The following is a 22,496-nucleotide window of genomic DNA, read 5'->3' as shown; positions in this document are numbered from 1 at the left end:
GAGGGTGTAAAGATGAGGATTCTTGTAAGTGCCTGTCTATTAGGTATAAACTGTAAGTATTCAGGCGGTAACAATAATAATGTAGGGCTGGTTAAAGATTTAAAGGAAAAAACCATTATACCGATATGCCCAGAACAACTGGGGGGTCTGACAACTCCAAGAGACCCTGCGGAAATTCAAGGGAGAGATGGGCTAGATGTTTTAATGGGGAGGGGTAAGGTCATTACAAATAAAGGGCAGGATGTTACCGAAGCATTTATAAGGGGGGCCCATGAGACTCTAAAAATAGCAAAGCTATATAATATAGATATGGCTATTTTAAAGGCAAGAAGTCCCTCCTGTGGACTAGATATTATATATGATGGCTCCTTTACTGGGAAGTGTAAAAAAGGCTGTGGAGTTACTACAGCTCTTTTAAAGAAGCATGGAGTAAATGTTTTTACCGAAGATTATGGGTATAAGTAAAGATATAGGAACTATTAAAGAAAAAACAAGTCTAATAAATCAAGGAGGTATACTAATGAAGAGTAAACTATTAGCTGTATTATTAGTACTACTTATTGTTATAGGTGTAGTAGCCTGTTCAAAGGAGGAAACTTTAGAGGAGCAAACAGAAGCACCGGCAATTGAAGAAACTGAAGAAGGCACAGAAGAAGACACAGAAGAACTATACTATGTTTTGTATCTTAAGCATAAGGATACACCATTTATTTTCTCCGATAGCTTTAACGTTAAGGAAAATGATAGGAGACTAGAGGACAAAAGCTTCGAGCATTTTGTATTGGAGGAGCTAATTGCACAAGCCCCTATTGAAGACTTAATAAACCCTATTCCAACAGGTACTAAGGTTCTTTCGGTAGAAAAGGATGGAGATACTGTTATTGTAAATCTCTCTAAGGAGTTTGTAGATAATATGAAGGGTGATGAAACAGATGTAGAGGTAACAATAGCTGCAATTGTAAACTCCCTAACGACTTTACCAAGCAATGACTATGTGGAAATACTAATAGAGGGTGAGAAGGTGACAGATGTTAGAGGTGTTGATATTAGTCAAACTTATGAGTTTATTAGTGACTTCCATTTAGATAAGTAATCTTACAATGATAGGTTTTTAAAGGGTTAATTTTAACCCTTTTTTTTCAGACATAATTTATTATCCTACGTAAATAAGATGAAACGAAAAAGTATGTAGGAGGATGTAAAATGAATAATAAGCTCAAGAAGCTTGTCGTTATATTGACAATGGCTTTAGTATTAACAGGCTGTACTAGTGAAGTTGAGCAATTACAGAAAGACATTGATAAGCTTGTTGATATAGGCGAAAACTATGTAGGCGAGGGCTACGAAAGAAGCCATTCCTTTGCAAATGAAATTAGCGACAACATTACAGAGGTAAAAATTGATAACTATGTAGGTAAAATAAACATTAGCCATAGCAGCAATCAAAATAGTGAAGTAAAAGTGACTAAAAGACTTAAAGCAAGATCCAATGACGAGGCTGATATCGAGAAGGGTTTAAACAGTATGGAGGTCACGGTATCAGAAGAGGGGAACTTACTCGATATTAATGCTGTTCTAACTAAGGACATAGAAAACCTGTTTAAGAACAGAGCTGTGGATATTGATTTGAGTCTACCACAGGGTGTAACCTCTATAAAAATTATAAATAACGTAGGTGATGTTACCTTTACTGAGTTTAATACAGGGGATATCTCAGTTAAAACCAATGTTGGAGATGTTTTCCTTATTGATGTAACAGCAGATGATGTTGAGATAAAAGGAAATGTAGGAAAAATAAACTGCTATAACTCCACAGTTAAGGGTAATATTAGCACCTCTACAGGTAGTATAGACATAGAGGGTGGACAGCTATTAGGTGATAGTGAAATACAAACAGCAACAGGCTCAATAGATGTTACATGCAAGCTAACAGAGCTGGGGGATTATTATTTTTCTAGTAAAACAGGGTCAATAGTAGTTGCCATAGACCCAGAGCTTTCCTTTAATATCGATGCAGAAACAGGAGTTGGTATCATAGATAATAGCATTGCATTAGATAATAAAAAGGAGAAAAAGGGAAGCCTAACTGGCACTAGAAACAATGGTAAAATTAATATTTCCGTTAAAACAAATGTAGGAAGTATTCGATTAATAAAGTTTACTAATAATTTGTAATAGGCTAACTAATAAACTGCTTGTATAAAAATGTTGATTTAAGTAAAAATATATGATATATTATTTTCCAATAGAATTATTGGTAAAGCAATGACGAGGAGAGTAGGTGTAATAACCTCTTAAGCGAGCTGGGGTTGGTGGGAGTCCAGTGCTGTTATACATTGAAGCGCACCTCTGAGTATTTTCCTGAAAATAGTAGGGTAAAACGGTTTTCCTCCGTTAAAGGGAACAGAGTGGGTAGAAATACCAAAAAGAGTGGTAACACGGGATATAACTCTCGTCTCTTATTATTTAGAGATGAGGGTTTTTATATTTTACAATAAATTTCAGGAGGTATTAGTGTGGATTTTAAGGAAATGCTAACAGATATTTTATACCAAGAGATTAAAGAACTTTCAAAGGAGGAGCTTTTACTAACAATTGAAATTCCTAAAAACAGTGATATGGGTGATTTCGCCTTTCCATGCTTTAAGCTTTCTAAGGTCTACAGAAAGTCACCAAATATTATTGCACAAGAGCTGGCAGGAAGAATTAAGCTAACAGAAGCCTTTGAAAAGATAGAGGTTGCAGGGGGCTACTTAAACTTTTTTGTAAATCAGGCTTATTTTGTAGGCTCGGTAATTAGGGAAGTTATAGAAAAGAAAAATGATTATGGTAGAAGTAAAATAGGGGAAGGTAAAAATGTTATTGTTGAGTTTTCATCACCCAATATAGCAAAACCCTTTCATATAGGCCATATAAGGACAACAGTTATTGGAAATTCATTATATAAGATTTATGATTTTTTAGGATATAACACTATAACCATTAACCACTTAGGGGATTATGGAACACAATTTGGTAAATTGATTGTTGCCTTTAAAAAATGGGGTAAGGAAGAAGAAGTTAAAAGCAACCCAATTCCAGCTTTGCTTAAGCTATATGTTAAGTTCCATGAAGAGGCGGAAAAAAATCCTCAGCTTGAAGATGAGGCTAGAATGTGGTTTAAAAAGCTAGAGGATGGAGATGAAGAGGCTCAGGTCTTGTGGCAGTGGTTTAGGGATGTCAGCCTAGAGGAGTTCAACAGAACATATAACATGCTAGATATCTCCTTTGATTCCTTGGCAGGTGAAAGCTTTTACTCAGACAAAATGCCTAAAGCTGTTAAAATGATGGAGGAGCTAAACATACTACAGAAGTCAAAGGGTGCAGATATAGTTGATCTTGAAGAGTACGGAATGCCTCCAGCCCTAATAAGGAAAAGTGATGGATCTACCTTATATATAACAAGAGATATTGCCGCAGCCATCTATAGAAAAGAAACCTACGACTTTTATAAAAATATATATGTTGTAGGCTCTCAGCAAAACCTACACTTTCAACAATGGAAAAAAATAATAGAGCTAATGGGGATGGACTGGGCAGAGGATTGTATACATGTGTCATTTGGCTTAGTAGGTTTAGAGGAGGGTACTATTGCAACTAGAAAAGGAAGAGTTGTTTTTCTAGAGGATGTACTAAAAAGAGCAGTGGATAAGACTAAAGAGATTATTAATGATAAAAACCCTAACATTGATAACCTAGAGGAAATAGCAGCACAGGTTGGAATTGGTGCCATAGTATTTCAAGAGCTATCCAATAATAGAATTAAGGACTACACCTTCTCATGGGATAAAGCTTTAAATTTTGAAGGGGAGACAGGTCCATATGTACAATATACCCATGCTCGAGCCTCCAGTGTATTAAGGAAGTCAGACATAGAGGTTACAGCTGATATAGATGAAGGGGTTTTAACAGACGGTGTCACATTGGCCCTTATAAAGCTTATACAACAGCTTCCAGAGGTGATACTAGATGCACAAAGAAAAAATGAGCCATCAATCATAACTAGACATATAATTGATATAGCTCAGGCATTTAATAGGTTTTATCATGATCATCCAATATTAGTGGAGGATGAAGAGGTTAAAAGAGCTAGATTAGCTGTTGTATTTGCAGTAAAGCAGGTGCTATACACAGGGTTATATCTATTAGGAATAAAGGCTCCAGAAAAAATGTAAACAATAATACTTGTATCTTAGGTTAATATTTATTACCATTAGATAGTGAAGGAATTTACTTCTTGGGGGGATATATTTTGACTAAGGAGAAGTTAATAAAACAGGCTTATACAATGATGGCTTATGGGGATGCTTTAGGCCTATTATATGAAAATACAGAAATCAAAAATGGCTTTAAGGATTTTACTTTAAAGTGGGATGAGGACATTGATTTAGAGCAAGAAGCCGGTCAATATAGTGATATTACAGAACTATTAATAATACTAACAAAGTCCTTAATAGATGATATTGAAAACTCAAGGGTAATAATTGATAAAGCTAGATTAATTGAGGAGCTAAAACTATTTAAGTATTATAGACATGGCAATCCAGTAAATTTGCTGGACTATATTTCTAACCCCAAAATCTATAGCAAAAGCCCTGCCTACCATAACGATAGGCGGGGCTATGGTATTTCTCGGGTATCAGTATTACTATTTGCTAACAAAAATTTAAGTGTAGCAGTAGATGAAATATTTAAACATATCATAACAGTTAATAGACATCCTGTTGTTATATTAACTGGACTTCTAATAGCTAGATGCTTTTATATACTATTAGGAAACAGGGAAATTGATAAATTTAAGTTAGCTCAACAGCTTAAGGAGTACTTAATTAACCTAAAAAGAGAGGATTTAGATGATGAAATAGCTTCTAATAGCTACTCTATAAAATATGAGAAGGAAAAAATTGAATTTATTATGGAGTTAGATAGAATGAAGGACATGGAGGATATCTCACCTAAAAATAAACATTGGGATAGTAAGAATATGTTTATTGCAGCTATAATAAATTTTTTTAGACTAAAAGACAGTAAAAGCATTAGCTTTCAATTTATGCCTAAGGATGATGTAAAGGAATCATTAAGCTTGTCCTATGGCTTCTTAGGCATAGTTAACACAGACACAATAGAAGCTTACAGGGGCTTTAAAAACAATGGATTTATTGAAAGCATGGGGGAATATATTAACAAGCTTAGACACTATGAAATAAAGAGAAATCAATATTTAAACATTAACATAAATATAGATCTATTTAATCAAAAGCAAGGGAGTGTTATAAAGCACCCAATATTTAATCTGTGTAAAATTGTTGGAATAAAAGAAAATGATAAACTAAAGCAGGTACACTTAAACACTAAGTCAGGTGATTATGTTCTAACAAAAACAAAAAGTTAGAATAAAACACTTATTGCATTTTTACCACAAGAAAACCCAGCGAGGGTATAAAACATACCCGGCGCTAGGCTTAAAAGCTACAAGTGGGCTTTAGGGTTTAAAGTCTTAAACTTTATTGCAAATTATTTCTGAAGAAACTCAATGAATTCAGCTTCAGTTGCATTTGCTAAAATACTTAATTGCTTTACAATTGTATTTTTAAGCTCAATGAAGGAAGAGATGTTGGTTTGTTCTCCAGTATATTCAAGGGCTTTAATAATGAGCAGCATGTCTTCTTTTGAAATTTCCTCTACCGATATTGTAGAAAATTCCTCCATTTGCAGTCTCCTTTCTATCAGCAACATAATATAATACTATTCTATAATTCTACAAGCATTGCAAAAAACCTTCATGGTTCAACAAGTTTTTTAACGTTAAGTGAGTAATTAGCTTTTAAAATGAAAGTCAGTAGGCAAGTATTGAGGGGAAGGGATATTGTGACAGCTAATAATATTGTTAATAAATCAAATAAACAGCAAATTAAAAAAATATGGGCACTTGCATGGCCGGTTATGACAGGTCAGTTTCTTCATACATTAATGGTAATAGCCGATATGTGGTTTATCGCAGGCTTAGGAAGTGTTGAAGCAGCGGCGGCTGGAACAAGTATATCAGTAATTGGAGTGATTCACGTACTACCCTTCCTAATAGCTACAGGTGTAATTGCTTTGGTTTCAAGATTTACTGGTGCTAATGATCAAGAGAATATAAAGGCCATAACAATAAATGGCATATTACTTTCTGTTATAATTGGCTTAATTACAACAGTAATTGTTTATAGCTCAATAGATAAAATACTTTGGATTTTTGGTGAAGCAAATATAAATGTGTTGGAGCAATCTAAAATTTATATAAAAGTGGCCTTAATAGGTGTTCCATTTTTCTTTTATAATGCTACAGCAAGGGGAATTATTCAAGCAACAGGTGATACTAAGAATCCAGTAAAAATATTCATATTAATGAATATAACAAATATTCTATTTGATTATATTTTTATTGTATTGTTAAATAGAGGAATTGGTGGTGCGGCTTTTGCAACGGTAATTGCTGAAATAGGTGGTTTTATACTAATGAGTCTGTTGGTTCTTAAAAACATATATAGTTGGAAGGTAAGTGGAATTGTAGATACTGTACAACTAAAGCTGACAACAAGCCTACGAATTTTGAAAATTGGTATTTACTCAGTTCTACAGATGATTACAAGACCATTAACTGGGTTAGTTATGTATAGAATTGTTTTGGCACAAGGGGTTGCAGCAGGTGCAGCCTTTGGAATTGGCGGTAGGCTCTTTAATTTTGTTTTTATTTTTTTAACAGGTCTGGGGACTGCCATGTCTGTATTGGTGGGGCAAAGCCTAGGACAAAAAAACCTAGAGGCAGCAGAAGAAATAGTAAAGCAGGGAATGAAGCTGGCATTATTAAATATGTTGATTTTTGCTATTCCATTTTTTATTTTTCCTCAGTATTTGATGGGTGCTTTTGTTGATGATATAGAGGTTATTAAGGTAGGAGTTGACTATCTGAGAATATGCTACCTGGGTGTTATATTTGTAGTTTTTCCTTTTGTATTTGGCTCAGCCTTTACTGGGGCTGGAGATACTTTCCCCCCTATGCTGGCATCTGTTTTGGGTAATTGGGGCATTAAAATTCCCATTGCCTATATACTAACAGGCATTTACAATTTTGGCACTAATGGTGTATGGATTGCAATAAGCTTATCGGTGGTTATAGAGGCACTGGTGATAATAATATGGTTTTCAAAGGGTAAATGGAAGGAAAAAAGCATTTAAGCTACATACTTAAATGCTTTTTAAATAGTTAAATTTTTAAGCAGCTCTCTTGGATGAAGCGGTCTTAATTCCGTTATATACAATAAACATTGCCACAGCAGAGGCAGCATATATAGAGCTTTTCATATCATTTTGTAGGCCTTCACCTCTAAGCTGATAGCTTAGATGAAGGCGATCAACTACATTCTGAATTTTCTCTATTGAATAGTTTTCTATATTAAATTGAGATGGTTCTACCTTAACCCCTTCATTAAAGCCCTTGAATAGGCTATGAAGCTCACCTTCATAGGCTAAATGATTAAGAAAATTCTTATGATACGTTTTACGGTCATTATGGGGTACGCAAAAATAATCTGCTATAAAATGGGTTGCTTCTCCTATTTGCTGCGAGTAAAGCCTCATAAACTCCTTATTTGATACAATACCTTTCTGAGACAGGTTAAATATTTCCTTAATAACTATAGGAAAGGACTGGGGCTTAAAGTGCTTTACTTTAAAAAAGCTTGGAGAAAGGTCTGGTTTAATACTTCCATATGTTAAGCTAGTCTTATTTAGTTGAATCCCTAGGTTTTCTTTTACATTTTCATACAAATGCTCTGAAATAATCTTATGTGTAAATGGTAACATGTGGCAACAACCCTTCCTGTAATAATCACGACTATTTACATTATAAGAAATATTCTTATTTAATGCAATGAACTTTACATAAAATATTGACATATAACAAAAACTTAATCTTTAGTATTGTACATTTATTCATTTTATTATTAGCAATGTTTAAAACTAAATTAATCAATCTGCAAATCAAAACATTCTATGTTATAATATGTATGTGTTTTAAAGGAGGGAATATTGTGTATTTAGTAGACGAATGGTCTATAATAAAGCCACTAATTAGTGAAAACATCCATGCAAACCTTAATACCATAGGCAGGATGAAAAGCAGTAAGGAAATTCAAATTTATGTTGATAGCTTAAAAACCCCCAAGGGCTTTGTATTAAAAGATGGTTATTGGGTGATACCATATAGTAAAGATGAAAACCTAATAAAAACTATGCTAGACAATATTGAGCTACCAAATGAGGTTGGATTTTGCGGTATACATAGAAAAACTGCTGACTTTGTGATTGAGAATCTTAAAAACTATGAATTAGATTGGCATGAAGAGTGTGACTTATTTTATTTGCCACAGAGGCTTTATTTAAAATATAATAGCTCTACAGAATTGTCTTCTTTACAAGAGTCAGACGTTGATATAGTAAATCATTATTATACATATAAAGATGAAGATTCAAGAAATTATTTATTAGACTGCATTAGAAATAGGCCATCATCTAAGCTGACAGACTCCAACGGAAATCCTATTTCTTGGGCTTTGGTGCGTGAAGATTACTCATTGGGTGTAATGTATACCATATCAGAGCATAGAAAGAAGGGTCTTGCAAAAATTGTCACTTCAGATTTAGTCCATAAAACCATAAAAAACGGTACTATTCCATATCTACATATTCGTTCAGAAAACACGGCCTCAAAAAACCTTGCTAAGGAAATGGACTTTGTTTTTTGGGATGAAATACTATGGTTTGGCTTAAAAAAGTTACAAAGGAAAGAGGAGTAGAATGAAGGTTCTCTTAACAGCTCTAAACGCCCGTTTTATACATACTAACTTAGCTATAAGATATTTGAAAAAGTCTGTAGAGGATGTTTGTCCTGACACAGAAATAATTGAATTTACAATAAATCATCATATAGAGTATATTCTACCTGAGCTATATAGAGTATCTCCAGATGTAATATGCTTTTCATGCTATATATGGAATATTGAGATGATACTAGATTTATGTGATACTATAAAAAGAATTTTACCAAATATAACTATTATTTTAGGGGGTCCAGAGGTTTCATTTGAAACAGAGGACTTAATGATGAAAAACGATTCTATAGATATTGTAGTTATAGGTGAAGGAGAAATAACCTTAAATAAGCTACTAAAGTCTTTAAAGGATAACGAGGATTATTCACAAATACCTGGTTTATACTATAGGGTAAGAGGGAGGATTTTAAAAACACAGGGTGAAAGGATAAGGCCTAAAATCAACAGTCTACCCTTCCCCTACGAAGGTGAGCAAATTGATAAGGATAAAATAGTTTACTATGAAAGCTCAAGGGGATGTCCCTTTAACTGTCAATACTGCCTATCATCCTCATTTAGGGGGGTAGACTACTTGCCCATAGATAGAGTGAAGAATGAGCTAAAACATTTTTTAGAGGTTCAGGTAAAGCAGGTGAAATTTGTAGATAGAACCTTCAATGCAAAGAAGGATTATGCCCTTGAAATAATGAAGTTTATTTTAGAAAACAACAATGGCATAACTAATTTTCATTTTGAAGTTACTGCTGACTTGATTGACGAAGAAATGCTAGATTTTTTAAAAACAGTACCAGTAGGACTATTTCAGTTTGAGATAGGTGTTCAATCAACAAATCCTGAAACCTTAAAGGCTATAGACCGCAAAATGGATTTTCCCCTCTTAAGTGAGGTTGTTGAAAAAATAGCCTCCTACAGGAATGTACATCAACACCTAGATTTAATAGTTGGACTACCAATGGATGATTTTTTTTCATTTAGAAAATCCTTTAATGATGTTTTTGCATTACGACCAGAAAAGCTACAAATTGGCTTTTTAAAGCTTTTAAAGGGCTCTGGATTAAAAATGAACGCTAGCAAATATAGCTATGTCTATACCAGTAAGCCTCCATATGAAGTTTTACAAAGCAATGCACTATCCTATGGAGAAATAACAGTGTTAAAGGCCATAGAAGAAATTATTGAAACCTACTGGAATTCCAGGATGTTTAGGGCATCAATAGAATTTATTTTGCAAAACTTTTATTCAAATGATTTTTCTTTTTTTCAAGGCTTCAGCAGGTACTGGTGGAAAAATGGTTATCATCATCAGCCCAATGGCAAAAACCAGCTATATAAAATACTATTAGATTACTATGAAGCAGAAGCTAATGATTATCTCCAAGTGTTTAAAGAGATTCTTAAATTTGATTATTTGAAGAATACTAGAACCTCATCATTACCTGATTTTTTCCATAGAGAAACAGACGATGGCTTCAAAAACAAATGCCATGAGTTTCTAAAGCAGGAGGATAACCTACAAAAGTTTTTACCAGGCTATATAGATACTCCAGCAAAGCAGATTATTAAAAGAGTTCATTTTGAAAGATTTAAACATAATGTTATTGAAATAGAAGATAATCCTTACTTGTTTAAGGAACCAACAGAAAAAAATACTACAGTGTTATTTGATTATGATATTGAAAATAAATCTATTGACCATTCAAGGTATTATGAAGTCTATCTAAATGACTAATGGCGATAGGATATAAAATAGGGGTGAGTTTATAATGGAAATATTAAGGGATTTGTTGTATACCAATAAAAGCATTGTTAAGGATACGGTGGTAAGCTTAAGTAGGAATTGGTTGATTATTTTTATGGGGCTATTCTACTCCCTTGCAACCATAATACTTTATAGTGTTCTTCAATACTTTTGGATTTTAGCAGGGATTGTACTTATTATTGCCACCAGTGGATTGATATCAAATTATTTATATCTTTTAAACTGCATAATAACAAGAAATAAGTTTACATTTCAAGACTTTAAGGATGGATTTACTGCCTATTTGAGAAAGGTTTGGGGTATACTATTTGTTTTTTGGGTGGCATCTTTAGGCTTTGATTTATTAGTTGTACCGATACTTTCAAGCTTTATATCACCTGTTGCAATAAGGCTTATGACCACCTTTCTGATATTTATTTTTCTAAATTCACTACCAGAAGCTATTTATCAAAAATACTATAACCCTTGGGAAACAATTAAATATACTATGGAGTTTATTAAGGAAAATTGGATAGAATGGATTATACCTAACATTATACTACTTGCAGTCCTGTTTTTTTTCACTGGAAATCTTCTTAACTTAATGCTATCAAGATTCTCTTTATTAGGTATATTTTTAAATACAGGAAGTATTATTTTATATCTATTAGGGCAGCTATGGCTTTCATTTGTAATGATATATAGGGGTTATCTATTTAATGTGTTAAGCACAAGCAATAGAAGAAAAAGGCTATTTATGAGGAAATTATAGTAAGTATGCTTAAGCCTTAATAAAGGAAAGAGGGGGAGCTATTGAGTATAGTTTTTGAAAGAATGACATCATTAGATATACCACAGGTATATGAGCTGTTTAAAAGGCTACTACAGGAAGGGGCAGAGGTATCCTTTGCTGAAATAAAAGATGAGAAGGAACTACATAAGTGGTTGAAAAATCCATATTACTATATGTATGTTGGAAAATTACAAGATAAAGTCGTGGCAGTTTTTAGATGTATAAGAGGGGAAGCTGAGAAAAACCATAGTGGATTCTTGACAATTGCTGTAGAGCCAACACAAAGGGGTAACCACATAGCAAAGGAGTTTACAATGTATTGCTTAGGTGAATTGAAGGGTGCTGGCATAAAGCTGGCTAGAGCTTATATATACAGCGATAATAAAGCATCAATAAATACAATATTAGCATGTGGCTTTACTGTTTCAGGCTGTGTGTTTCAGCATCATTATAATAAATCAAAAGGAAAATATGTTGACGATATAATATTTCATAAACTACTTTAAATAATGAGGGATAGATAATGAACTTTATAATAGAAAAATTTTTAAAAGAAAAATCCGAGGAGCTTTCATTTATTGAGATTAAGGGAGATGCAAGCTTAAATATAGACAATTATCATTTACCTAATGAGGGGCTTCATGTACCCATTTTAACTAAAGAGCTGGCAGAAAACATAAAAAAGAATAATCCAGATGAAGTTATTACTGTTGCGGCAATTGTAAGGGGTATGATATATACTATTGGGATTGATTCTAGCTTTAAGTACCTTAATGAATATAAAGGGTTTTTGTATGGATTTGATTCTAAAATAGAGGATTACATCCTATATAAAGGATCAAAATACCTAGAAGAAGGTAAATTATTGGATGGCGTTATATATTTTAAGGCTTTGGCAACAATAAATCCTATCAACATAAAGGGTACACTGAATTATGCAGCCGCTGTGGCTAAATATGCTGATGAAAAGCTGGTAAGCAAGCTTAAACAAGCTAAAATATTTAAAAGAGAGGCAAAAGAAAAGCTAGAGGACCTATTAAATGAAGGTGCTGACGAACCTCTTATCTATTACCATTTAGCATATTTATATAGAAGTGAAAAGCAGTTTGTTAAGGCTAAAAAAACTGCCGAGATATACTTAGAATTATCTGATAGGGATATATTAAAGGATAATATGATTATTTTATTGAGGGAAATAAAAGATTTAGCCATTTATGAAGAAGGATATGAAGCTATATTGGCTGGGAAGCCACAAATAGGAGTTGAAATATTAGAAGAATTGTTAGATGACTATAAGGAGTGGTGGAATTTACTGTTTTTTCTTGGATTAGGAAACAGAATGTTGAAAAATTATAAAGATGCCATTAACTATTTTGAAGGTGTTTTAGAGCTACAAGAAAACCAAATAGATACATTGGTTGAGCTAGGCCTTAGCTACAGCGGAATTAACGAATTTGAAAAAGCTAAGGAATGTTTTATATCAGCCATAAGAGTGGGGGGCGATAACAGCGAGATATTGTGTAACCTTGCAATGGTTTACTTAGAGCTTGGGAAGTTAGAAGAGGCCGATGAATGCCTAAAAAAATCTATGGAGTTAAAGCCCAATGACGAAATTACACAACTATGCTATAAAAAGCTACAGGAAAAGAAAAAAAGTAAAAATAATACAATATAATACTGTAAAATAATGAAGGAAAAAAGCTTTGTATAGAGAAGTATTATCATAAGACCTGCTAAAAAATTAATAAGTATTAAAATTTATTACTAAATAATATGGGGTGATGTTATGATTAATAGTTTATCAGATTTGTTAAAGGCAGCACAAACCCAGAAAAAGATGAGGCTTGTGGTTGCAGCTGCCCAAGATTTAGATGTATTAAAGGCAGTTTCAGAGGCGAAGCAATCCAATATAATTGATGGAATATTAGTTGGTGATGAAGAAAAAATAAGGACATTAGCAGAAGAGAATAATATTGATTTAACTCAGTTTAGAGTTATTCACAAGCAGGACTTGATGGAAGCTGCCCTAGAAGCTGTTAGACTTGTATCTATTGGCGAAGCTGACTTTGTAATGAAGGGTATTTTAGATACATCAATTCTACTAAAAGCTGTACTTGATAAGGAAATAGGTTTGCGTACTGACAGTTTGTTAAGTCATGTTATGGTGTATGAAGCTGAAAAATATCATAAATTACTTTTCTTAACAGATGGAGGTATGAACATAAGCCCTACACTTGAGGACAAAAAGGGAATTTTAATGAATGCAATACAATCAGCTAAGGCATTAGGTAATAAAGAGGTTAAGGTTGCTTGCCTAGCTGCAAAGGAAAAGGTTAATGAAAAAATGCCTGCAACGGTTGATGGAGCTGAGCTAAAGCAGCTTGCAATGGAAGGGTACTTTGGAGAAGGAGTTATTGTTGAAGGTCCAATAGCCTTTGACTTAGCTGTTTCAAAGGAAGCCGCAGAAATAAAAGGATATAAAAGCTCAGTAGCTGGTGAGACTGACATTATTCTAGTACCTACAATTGAAGTAGGTAACGGAATCGGTAAAGCCCTTACCTATATGGCTAAATCAAAGTCAGCAGGAATAATAATGGGTGCAAAGGCTCCAGTGGTTTTAGTTTCAAGAGCAGATGATTCAGAAACTAAGCTATATTCAATTGCATTAGGTAGTGTAATCGCAGCTAATAGTTGATAAGTAATGTATTATGATGTAATAATAAAGCAGATGATTTTACAGCAAAGCTGTTAATCATCTGCTTTTAATAATACTCAACATTCAACATTGCTTTTATGTTTTTAACTCTTATCTCTTATCTCTTATCTCTTATCTCTTATCTCTTAACTCTTAACTCTTAACTCTTAACTCTTAACTCTTAACTTTTAACTTTTAATTTTTCATTTTTAACTTTTAATTTTTAATTATGTGTTATAGTTTTCAATTTTCCATTTTCAATTTTCCATTTTCTACTTTCATTATATTTTCATTTTTCCGTATTTTTAAATTCTGCCTTTATCTCATCCAATAGGCTAGTATCAGTTATAATATCATAGGCAGTAAGTACAAGAGCACCTATTGTATCTACCATAGAGTCATATGCTGCTTGAGTTTTTGTGGCATCTCTAAACTCCACTGTATGGGCTGGAATATCCTCATGACATATTTTGAAGTAAGGGTGGATTGTAGGCACCAACTGACTAACATTTCCAATATCTAAAGAGCCAAAGCTTTCTCTAGCCTCGTTTATATCGGTTACACCCATATCCCTAAGCCTATTGGTAAATGTGTTAGATAGCTTTTCGTTTGTAACTAGGTTATCATAGGAGGCTTCATAATTGCGAACCTCAAGCTTAGCACCTGTTGCCAAAGCACCAGCTTCAGCACATTTTTTTACTTTATTCACCAACTCATTAAGGTAGGTTTTAGTTGTTGCCCTAACATAAAACTGTGCAATAGCTAAATCAGGTACAATATTTGCTGCTTTTCCGCCTTCAATTATTACCCCATGAATTCTGGAGCTAGACAATATATGCTGCCTTAAAGCATTAATGTTTACAAAGGTTTGAATAGCTGCATCAAGAGCATTTATACCCTTTTCTGGTGCTGCTGCTGCATGTGAGGTTTTGCCTTTGAAGGTAAACTCTATTGCCTCCATTGCTAAAGATTTACCACTTTTAGAATGATTTGATCCAGGATGCGCCTCTAAGGCAATATCAACTTCCTCGAATCCGCCATTATCAGCCATAGCTACTTTTGCACCACTGGTTTCTTCTGCAGGTGTACCATAAACCAACACCTTTCCAGCCAAAGCCTTTTGCTTAAGCAGCATACTAAGAGCAATTGCTGCCCCTGTATTTGTAGCACCCAAAAGATTATGACCACAGCCATGTCCAATACCAGGTAAAGCATCATATTCAGAAAGGTAGGCTATTACAGGACCAGGCTTTTTGCTGTCATATACAGCTTTAAAGGCTGTTTTTATATTCATATATTCCTCTTCAACAGTAAAGTCATGTTTCTTCAATAAATCAACATGAGCTTTACAACCTTTAAACTCCTCATAGCCAAGCTCAGGATTGTCATAAATATAATTACTAAGTTGAACTATCTGTGGCTTGAGGTTTTCTGCGATTTTTTTCACCTCATTAATCATTTAAACAACTCCTTCTAAAGTATTTAAAATCTAAATATCTCTTTATTGGTATTATAGCTTAGACCTTATGTATTTACCAATAGTACCATTAATTATATTATTATTTTCTACTGCAATCCTTCCATTTACAATTACATAATCAATACCTAATGGCTTATCCTTAGGATTCTCATAAGTGGCAGTATCTTTAATGGTTTTGGGATCAAATATAACTATATCTGCATCATAGCCCTCTTTAATACTCCCCTTGTTACTTAAGCCAAGTCTTGTGGCTGGCATAATAGTCATTTTTTTAACGGCATCAATTAAAGATAAATAATTATTGTCTCTAACAAATCTACCTAATACCCTTGGAAAAGAGCCAGCTGCTCTAGGATGACCTTGACCATCTCTAAAAAGACCATCACTGGCAACCATTACAAAAGGAGATTTAATGGCCTCCACAACTTCCTCTTCATTCATTACAAAGGCTACCACCAGCATATTAGGATATTCCTTTCTAACCCTATAAAACAATTCTTCATTACATCTAACACCTCTGTAGGGCTCCTCTGTTAATAATATGCTATCGTAGCTTTTGTTCCATAGCTGAAAACAACCATCATCAAAAACCGCCGATCCAATGAAGGTACTAAAAGCATCATAGGGGTAACAATCTGCAGAGATATCGACTCCAGCATTAATATTTTTTTCTATAGTATTTAATGCTTCTGTCATTTGACCATAGGCAGAGCAGCTACCTAAATGAGAGATTTCCATTGGGAATCCAGACAGCTTAGCAACATCAATTAACTCATTTATAGAATCGATTGCATACTTTGCATCTTTTCTATAATGGGCAGACAGTAGCAGGTTCTTCTTTTCTACAGCATTACATAGTGTCAATATCTCTTCCATATCAACCCCAGGTGAGTATTCTAAGCCAAAGGAGATACCAACAGCCCCCTTATTAACACTATCGATTACAGTTTTTTGCATCTTCTCTATCTGTGAGGGGGAGGATTTTTTATACCTATCTGTACTACCAACAGAGTTCCTTAGAAAATTATGACCTATAAAGGACAGGTAATTGACAGGAGCACCGTATTTTTCAATAAAACCAATAAAATCATCTAGGCTTTGCCTATTGTTACCACAGTTTCCAGCAACACAAGTAGTTACCCCCATTAGTAGCATACTGTTGGATATGTCATAGGAACTGTTAGCTTTAGAAGTATCAAACACCTCCTCGTGCATATGGATGTCAATAAATCCGGGAGAAACAGTTTTACCCTCTGCATCAAGCTCCTGTTTAGCAGATTGAGGGCAATCACCTATACAAGTTATAACACCATCTTTAATACCTATACTACAGTTTTTACCTTTGTTTGTTTCAAAATCTAAAACTGTTCCATTAATTATTTTTAAATCATACATATAACCCCTCCTTTTTTATTTAAGTAGCGTTACTAATACTCCCACACCTTAAGGGGGAGGCTAGCGCCGCAAAGCTTCAAAATAAGTGTAACTGAGCTTTCTTTAAACTACAGTTAAATTAATTAATTAACTAACTAATATAAGTCCTAACAAAATAGTTAGGCATAATGTATTTAAAATAAAAATATATTGAAAAAAACAAAAAATTAAGAAAATTTTAAAAATAAAAAAGGGTTTGAATGTTTTCTATAGAATATATTATATAACAAAATGTTCATAAAACAAACATAAGTTCATATTATGAACAAAATTAGCAGAAGGGTGATAATATGCAAGATAAAGGAAGTTTAGCCTCCTTACAAAAAGCAATAGCTATTCTAAAGTTTCTTTCCTACGAGCCCTATCATTTTACAGCAATAGAAATAAGCAAAGGGTTAAATATAAACAGAAGTACAGTCCATAGAATGCTAGCCACCTTAATGGAGGAAATGATGGTGCTCCAAAATCCTATCACAAAAAAATATAAGCTTGGCCCCTTAAGCTACCACATAGGGGCTTCCTATCTCCATAACATGAAGTACGTTGATGAAATCCATAACATAATTGACGGAATTGCTGAAAAGCTTAGTCTATCGGTGGGATATGCTGTTAAGGAGGGGAATAAGATAATGACCCTATATGAGGTAGAGGATTATGTTTCTGTCCGAATGGGCTATAAGCCTGGTTCTTTCTATCCAATCAACTGTGGTGCCTATGGGAAAACTATAATGGCTTTTCATAAGCCCTTAGATGAGTTAAGAAGAATTGTGTATTCTACTCCGCTAGAAAAGAGGAGTGAAAAAACAATAACTAATCCTGATAAGCTATTAAAGGAGTACGAAAAAATAAGAATGCAGGGATATTCAATAAGCAATGGCGAAAATTTAAAGGGTGCATTAGGGGTAGGGGCACCAGTTAAAAACTCAAAGGGAGATGTTATTGCCTGCGTTGCAGCAGCAGGTATTAAAGCGAGCATTGATCAAGCTAGACTAAAGGAGATTAAAGCTGTAGTAATAGATGGAGCTAATAAAATAAGTAGCTTAATTCCATAAAATATTAGTAGGAGGTGGTAAAGAGTAACTTACAAGTTGTTTGTTAGGTATCAGAAAAAAAGGAGGTTGTAAAAGTGAGTTTAGGAAAAGAAGTAACAAAAAAAAGGTTTAAGGTACCTCATACCTACGTAATTATCTTTGCTATTGTAATTATTGCATTTCTAGGAACCTACATCATACCAGCTGGAACCTACGAACGTGTTGAGGATCCAAACAGTGGAAGAACAGTTGTAGACCCTGCTTCCTACCATAGGGTAGAGCAAACACCTGTTAAGTTCTTCTCCTTTGAAGAGCCCCATCTTTTCACTTCTGTTCATCAGGGTATGCAGGCTGCCAACAGTATTATTTTCTTCATCTTGATAGTAGGTGGAGCATTTGCTATGATACAAGGAACAGGAGCAATTGATGCGGGGATAGGAAAAACAGCACTGGCTTTAAAGGATAAAGGTATTCTAATAATACCAGTTATGATGCTAATCTTCGGTTTTGGTGGAGCAACAATAGGTATGGCGGAGGAAACAATAGTTTTCGTTCCAATAGGAATAGCTTTAGCACGGGCACTAGGCTACGATGCTATTGTAGGTATAGCTATGATTACTTTAGGAGCAGCAGCAGGCTTTACAGGTGGATTTGCAAACCCATTCACCGTTGGTGTTGCCCAATCAATAGCTGAAGTACCTATTTATTCTGCAATGGGCTTTAGGATAGTAATTTTTCTAGTAACATTAATTATATCTGCATGGTATGTAATGAGGTATGCTAAAAAAGTTAAGAATAATCCAGAACTCAGTGTAATTTATGATCTAGAGAAGGAAAGCAAGTCTACATTAGACTTGTCAGCAATACCTGAATTAACAGGAAGACATTATGGTGTTTATGCTGTTATGGCTTTAGGCTTTGCAGTAATGATATACGGAATTAGAGAGCATGGTTGGTATATACAGCAATTGACCTCACTATTCCTAATGATGGGTATATTTGCAAGCTTAGTTGGAGGTGTTTCTCCAAGTAAGACAGCGGGTCATTTTGTTGATGGAGCAAAGGGAATTGCATTTGGTGCTCTTGTAGTGGGAATAGCTAGAGCAATCCTAGTAGTAATGGAATCTGGACAAATAATAGACACAATTATACATGCAACAGCAACAGGGATATCGTCATTACCTAGTGTAATGGCAGCACTACTAATGTATGTGGTACAGGTGATACTAAACTTCTTTATACCTTCAGGCAGTGGGCAGGCAGCAACTACAATGCCAATAATGGCTCCGCTGGCAGACTTAGTAGGAGTAACAAGACAAACAGCAGTTTTAGCATATCAGTTTGGAGACGGATTCACAAACTCAATTATACCTACATCAGCAGTTTTAATGAGCTACTTAGCAATAGGTAAAGTTCCCTACGAAAAATGGTTTAAATGGATACTTCCATTAATGGGTATTTGGATAGCCTCAGGAGCCGTGTTCTTAATTATTGCACAGTTAATTAATTTACAATAATATATACAATTTAAATCAAGCTAAATCCTCAGTTTACTGAGGATTTAGCTTGAGTATATGATGGGAGAGAGGTCTATGATAAGCTTAAAGGAATGGAAAGGGTACATAGCAAATTACTATAGTAAAGAGGATTTAATAAAACTAACACAGGAGCTTGTTAGAATACCTAGTCATGTTAATCACCCAGGAAGGGAAAGGGAGGTAGGACTGTTTCTGGCTCAATACTGTAGGGAGAATGGTTTTTCTGTAGAGGTCAAGCCAATAGTTGATGGAAGAGTTAATGTTATAGTTACTCTGAAGGGTACTGGTGGAGGCAAAAGCCTACTATTAAACGGACATTTAGATACTGTACCGCCAGGTGAAATGGATTTTGACCCATATAAGGCAGATATAGTTGATGGATATATACAAGGTAGAGGTACTGTAGATATGAAGGGCCCTATTGCCTCTATGATTATAATGATGAAGGCAATAAAAGATTCGCCATTAAAAATTAAAGGGGATATAATATTTACAGGTGTTATCGGTGAAGAAGAGCAAAGTGAAGGAACTGAAGATATTGTAAAAAGTGGCATAAAGGCTGATGGAGGAGTTGTAGGTGAACCCTCAAGCTATGAGTATTCTGCTGGACATAGAGGGCTTGAGTGGCTGGAAATTAGGATTAAAGGCAGGGCAGCCCACGGTGGAGTACCACATCTGGGAGTTAATGCAATAGAAAAGGCAGCAGTTTTGATTAAGGAAATAAAAGATACAATATATCCAAAGCTTGAGAAGAGAAGAAATCCTTTAATGGGGCCATCTGTTATGAATTTTGGACATATAAAGGGTGGAATACAGCCAAGTACAGTTGCAGATAGTTGTATTATTCAAATAGATAGAAGATATATTACGGGAGAAACTGTAGAATCGGTGATAAGTGAGTATCAAGAGGTTATTGATATAATTAAACAGAAGGATCCTGAATTTGAAGCAGAAATCGTTAGAATGCCCAACAATATGCTTACTTTGGATCACTTGCCCCTTGAAACAAAGCTTGATGAACCCATAGCAAAGGCTGTAAAAAATGCTTTAAGTACCCTTTTAGGGAAAGAAGCGACATTGTCAACAAAACGTGGGTGGACTGATGCATCCTTGCTATCTAATTTTGCAAATATACCAACTATAGTGTATGGGCCTGGAGATATAAGCTATTCACATACTAAGAATGAAAAAATCTCTGTAAAGGAATTAGAGGAAGCTGTAGAGGTATACTTTTTAACTGCTTTAGAGTTTTGTGGAATAGAAGAATAATACTTATAAAGACTTTGGGGTGAAACAATGATGACAGAAAGAATACAAAAGAAGGAATACCTTAATAAAATCATGACAGCAATGGAGGCTGCCAGCCTCATAAAGGATGGTATGACAATAGCTACAAGTGGATTTACACCTGCAGGATATCCTAAAGAAGTACCTAAAGCATTGGCTGAAAGAATTAAGAGGGAAGGAACTGGCTTAAAAATAAATCTATTTACTGGCGCTTCTGTTGGAGATGAGTTAGATGGTGAGCTTGCAAGGGCTGGTGCCATTAAAAGAAGACTACCCTATCAAACTCAAAAAGATTGTAGAGACAAAATAAACTGTGGTGAAATAGATTATATAGATATGCATCTAAGTCATGTATCAGACTTTGTTAGATATGGCTTTCTAGGGAAAGTGGATATAGCAATTATTGAAGCTATAGCTATAACAGAAGAGGGATATATCATTCCATCAACATCCCTTGGAAATACACCTGCCTTCGTTGAAAATGCAGAGGCTGTTATTATTGAGGTTAATACACGGCATCCTAAAGAGCTACAAGGAATGCATGATATATATCAACCCCTAAAGCCTCCAAATAGAAAGCCCATACCAATAATATCACCAAAAGATCGTATTGGAGACACCTTTATTAAAGTAAAGCCTGACAAAGTTAAGGCAATAGTCTTAAGTGATATACCAGATAGTGTGAAAAGCTTTCCGTCAATAGATGAAACCAGTCAGCAGATGGCAGATAACCTAATAGGCTTTTTAGAAAATGAAGTAAAAAAGGGCAGACTTCCTGAAAACCTACTTCCACTACAGTCAGGGGTTGGTTCTGTGGCAAATGCAGTATTAGGTGGATTGGTGAAATCTAAATTCTGCAATCTTTCTATTTATTCAGAGGTAATACAGGATTCAGTACTAGACTTAATTGATAGTGGCAAAGTAAATATTGCATCTGGTTCATCATTAACCCTTTCCCCAAAAGGTATGGAAAGATTCTGTAATAATATAAAGGAATATAAGAGTAAAATCATTCTGAGGCCTCAAGAGATTAGTAATAGTCCAGAGGTTATTAGAAGATTAGGTGTTATTAGTATGAATACTGCTATAGAGGTAGATATTTATGGTAATGTTAATTCTACAAATATAATGGGAACTAAGATGATGAATGGAATCGGCGGATCAGGAGATTTTACTAGAAACGCCTTTATTTCAATTTTCACCACCCCATCAACTGCAAAAGCAGGTAGTATTTCTTCGATAGTTCCCTTAGTATCTCATTGTGACCATACAGAGCACGATGTTCAAATAATAATAACTGAACAGGGGGTTGCAGATTTAAGAGGTTTGTCTCCTAAAGAAAAGGCTAAAGCTATAATAGATAATTGTGTACATTCAAGCTATAAGGATATGCTAAGAGAATACTTTAATAAGCAAATGAACAAATGCCATATCAGTCATAGGCTAGATGAAGCTTTATCATGGCATTATAAATTTTTGCAAACAGGAACCATGAAAAATAGTTAGAAACTGGAGCCTCGTCTAAATAGGGCGAGGATTTCCATTAAATATAATTATTATTAATAGTTATAATGAATAGTAGTTT

At 34.4% G+C, this 22,496-nt stretch carries 20 protein-coding genes and 1 other annotated feature; of the genes, 16 read left to right on the top strand and 4 right to left on the bottom strand.

The features are described from left to right. Positions 1-12: 12 nt before the first annotated feature. The 5 genes from F8154_RS09145 (at position 13) to F8154_RS09125 (ending at position 5,431) form a co-directional block, all read left to right on the top strand. Positions 13-465, top strand: coding sequence for a DUF523 domain-containing protein (locus tag F8154_RS09145; protein ID WP_151861317.1), 453 nt, complete (start codon positions 13-15; stop codon positions 463-465). A 55-nt stretch (positions 466-520) separates the two neighbouring features. Continuing rightward, positions 521-1,093 (top strand): GerMN domain-containing protein, encoded by a 573-nt coding sequence (locus F8154_RS09140; protein WP_192930227.1) that lies wholly within the window; start codon positions 521-523, stop codon positions 1,091-1,093. Between the two features lie 110 nt (positions 1,094-1,203). Next, positions 1,204-2,175: a DUF4097 family beta strand repeat-containing protein gene (locus F8154_RS09135; RefSeq protein ID WP_151861315.1), complete on the top strand. Its 972-nt coding sequence runs from the start codon at positions 1,204-1,206 to the stop codon at positions 2,173-2,175. An 81-nt stretch (positions 2,176-2,256) separates the two neighbouring features. Continuing rightward, positions 2,257-2,463 (top strand) — a binding site (T-box leader). A 68-nt stretch (positions 2,464-2,531) separates the two neighbouring features. Continuing rightward, positions 2,532-4,214 (top strand): arginine--tRNA ligase, encoded by a 1,683-nt coding sequence (argS, locus tag F8154_RS09130; protein ID WP_151861336.1) that lies wholly within the window; start codon positions 2,532-2,534, stop codon positions 4,212-4,214. A gap of 77 nt (positions 4,215-4,291) precedes the next feature. Next, entirely contained in the window at positions 4,292-5,431 is a 1,140-nt protein-coding gene (locus F8154_RS09125) for an ADP-ribosylglycohydrolase family protein (protein ID WP_151861314.1), read from the top strand. A 122-nt stretch (positions 5,432-5,553) separates the two neighbouring features. Here the strand turns inward: F8154_RS09125 and F8154_RS09120 are convergent, their stop codons facing one another. Then, positions 5,554-5,748 carry a hypothetical protein gene (locus F8154_RS09120; RefSeq protein WP_151861313.1) on the bottom strand — a complete coding sequence of 65 codons (195 nt, stop codon included), beginning with the start codon at positions 5,746-5,748 and terminating at the stop codon, positions 5,554-5,556. A 159-nt stretch (positions 5,749-5,907) separates the two neighbouring features. Here F8154_RS09120 and F8154_RS09115 point away from each other — a divergent pair, with 159 nt between their 5' ends. Beyond that, positions 5,908-7,260 (top strand): MATE family efflux transporter, encoded by a 1,353-nt coding sequence (locus F8154_RS09115; protein ID WP_192930226.1) that lies wholly within the window; start codon positions 5,908-5,910, stop codon positions 7,258-7,260. 36 nt (positions 7,261-7,296) lie between these two features. On the opposite strand, the gene F8154_RS09110 is transcribed toward F8154_RS09115, so the two are convergent. Continuing rightward, positions 7,297-7,887, bottom strand: coding sequence for a zinc dependent phospholipase C family protein (locus F8154_RS09110; RefSeq protein ID WP_151861311.1), 591 nt, complete (start codon positions 7,885-7,887; stop codon positions 7,297-7,299). A gap of 227 nt (positions 7,888-8,114) precedes the next feature. Here F8154_RS09110 and F8154_RS09105 point away from each other — a divergent pair, with 227 nt between their 5' ends. The 6 genes from F8154_RS09105 (at position 8,115) to F8154_RS09080 (ending at position 14,141) form a co-directional block, all read left to right on the top strand. Next, positions 8,115-8,879: a GNAT family N-acetyltransferase gene (locus F8154_RS09105; protein ID WP_192930225.1), complete on the top strand. Its 765-nt coding sequence runs from the start codon at positions 8,115-8,117 to the stop codon at positions 8,877-8,879. Between the two features lies 1 nt (position 8,880). Continuing rightward, the gene (locus F8154_RS09100) at positions 8,881-10,644 is read left to right on the top strand and encodes a B12-binding domain-containing radical SAM protein (protein WP_151861309.1); all 1,764 of its coding nucleotides are present in this window, start codon (positions 8,881-8,883) and stop codon (positions 10,642-10,644) included. A gap of 34 nt (positions 10,645-10,678) precedes the next feature. Beyond that, on the top strand, positions 10,679-11,425 hold the full coding sequence (locus tag F8154_RS09095; protein ID WP_151861308.1) for a hypothetical protein: 747 nt from the start codon (positions 10,679-10,681) through the stop codon (positions 11,423-11,425). Positions 11,426-11,466: 41 nt separating this feature from the next. Beyond that, positions 11,467-11,952, top strand: a complete 486-nt coding sequence (locus F8154_RS09090; protein WP_151861307.1) for a GNAT family N-acetyltransferase — start codon at positions 11,467-11,469, stop codon at positions 11,950-11,952. A gap of 17 nt (positions 11,953-11,969) precedes the next feature. Further along, positions 11,970-13,121: a tetratricopeptide repeat protein gene (locus F8154_RS09085; RefSeq protein ID WP_151861306.1), complete on the top strand. Its 1,152-nt coding sequence runs from the start codon at positions 11,970-11,972 to the stop codon at positions 13,119-13,121. A gap of 111 nt (positions 13,122-13,232) precedes the next feature. Then, positions 13,233-14,141, top strand: coding sequence for a bifunctional enoyl-CoA hydratase/phosphate acetyltransferase (locus F8154_RS09080; protein ID WP_151861305.1), 909 nt, complete (start codon positions 13,233-13,235; stop codon positions 14,139-14,141). A gap of 289 nt (positions 14,142-14,430) precedes the next feature. Here the strand turns inward: F8154_RS09080 and F8154_RS09075 are convergent, their stop codons facing one another. Beyond that, positions 14,431-15,600, bottom strand: a complete 1,170-nt coding sequence (locus F8154_RS09075) for a M20 family metallopeptidase (RefSeq protein WP_151861304.1) — start codon at positions 15,598-15,600, stop codon at positions 14,431-14,433. A 51-nt stretch (positions 15,601-15,651) separates the two neighbouring features. Beyond that, the gene (locus tag F8154_RS09070; protein WP_151861303.1) at positions 15,652-17,016 is read right to left on the bottom strand and encodes an N-acyl-D-amino-acid deacylase family protein; all 1,365 of its coding nucleotides are present in this window, start codon (positions 17,014-17,016) and stop codon (positions 15,652-15,654) included. 329 nt (positions 17,017-17,345) lie between these two features. On the opposite strand from F8154_RS09070, the gene F8154_RS09065 reads away from it, so the two are divergent. The 4 genes from F8154_RS09065 to F8154_RS09050 all read left to right on the top strand — a co-directional run bounded on the left by F8154_RS09065 (position 17,346) and on the right by F8154_RS09050 (position 22,417). Continuing rightward, positions 17,346-18,107: an IclR family transcriptional regulator gene (locus F8154_RS09065; protein ID WP_151861302.1), complete on the top strand. Its 762-nt coding sequence runs from the start codon at positions 17,346-17,348 to the stop codon at positions 18,105-18,107. Positions 18,108-18,181: 74 nt separating this feature from the next. Further along, entirely contained in the window at positions 18,182-19,603 is a 1,422-nt protein-coding gene (locus F8154_RS09060; protein WP_151861301.1) for a YfcC family protein, read from the top strand. A gap of 75 nt (positions 19,604-19,678) precedes the next feature. Next, on the top strand, positions 19,679-20,893 hold the full coding sequence (locus tag F8154_RS09055; RefSeq protein WP_151861300.1) for a M20 family metallopeptidase: 1,215 nt from the start codon (positions 19,679-19,681) through the stop codon (positions 20,891-20,893). 27 nt (positions 20,894-20,920) lie between these two features. Further along, positions 20,921-22,417, top strand: coding sequence for an acetyl-CoA hydrolase/transferase family protein (locus F8154_RS09050; protein ID WP_207706871.1), 1,497 nt, complete (start codon positions 20,921-20,923; stop codon positions 22,415-22,417). The last annotated feature ends 79 nt before the right edge of the window (positions 22,418-22,496 follow it).

It is taken from the genome of Alkaliphilus pronyensis (assembly GCF_009017275.1).
Taxonomy (GTDB): domain Bacteria; phylum Bacillota; class Clostridia; order Peptostreptococcales; family Natronincolaceae; genus Alkaliphilus_C; species Alkaliphilus_C pronyensis.
Note: the sequence above shows the minus strand (reverse complement) of the source record. Positions and strands in the feature narration are given on the sequence as shown.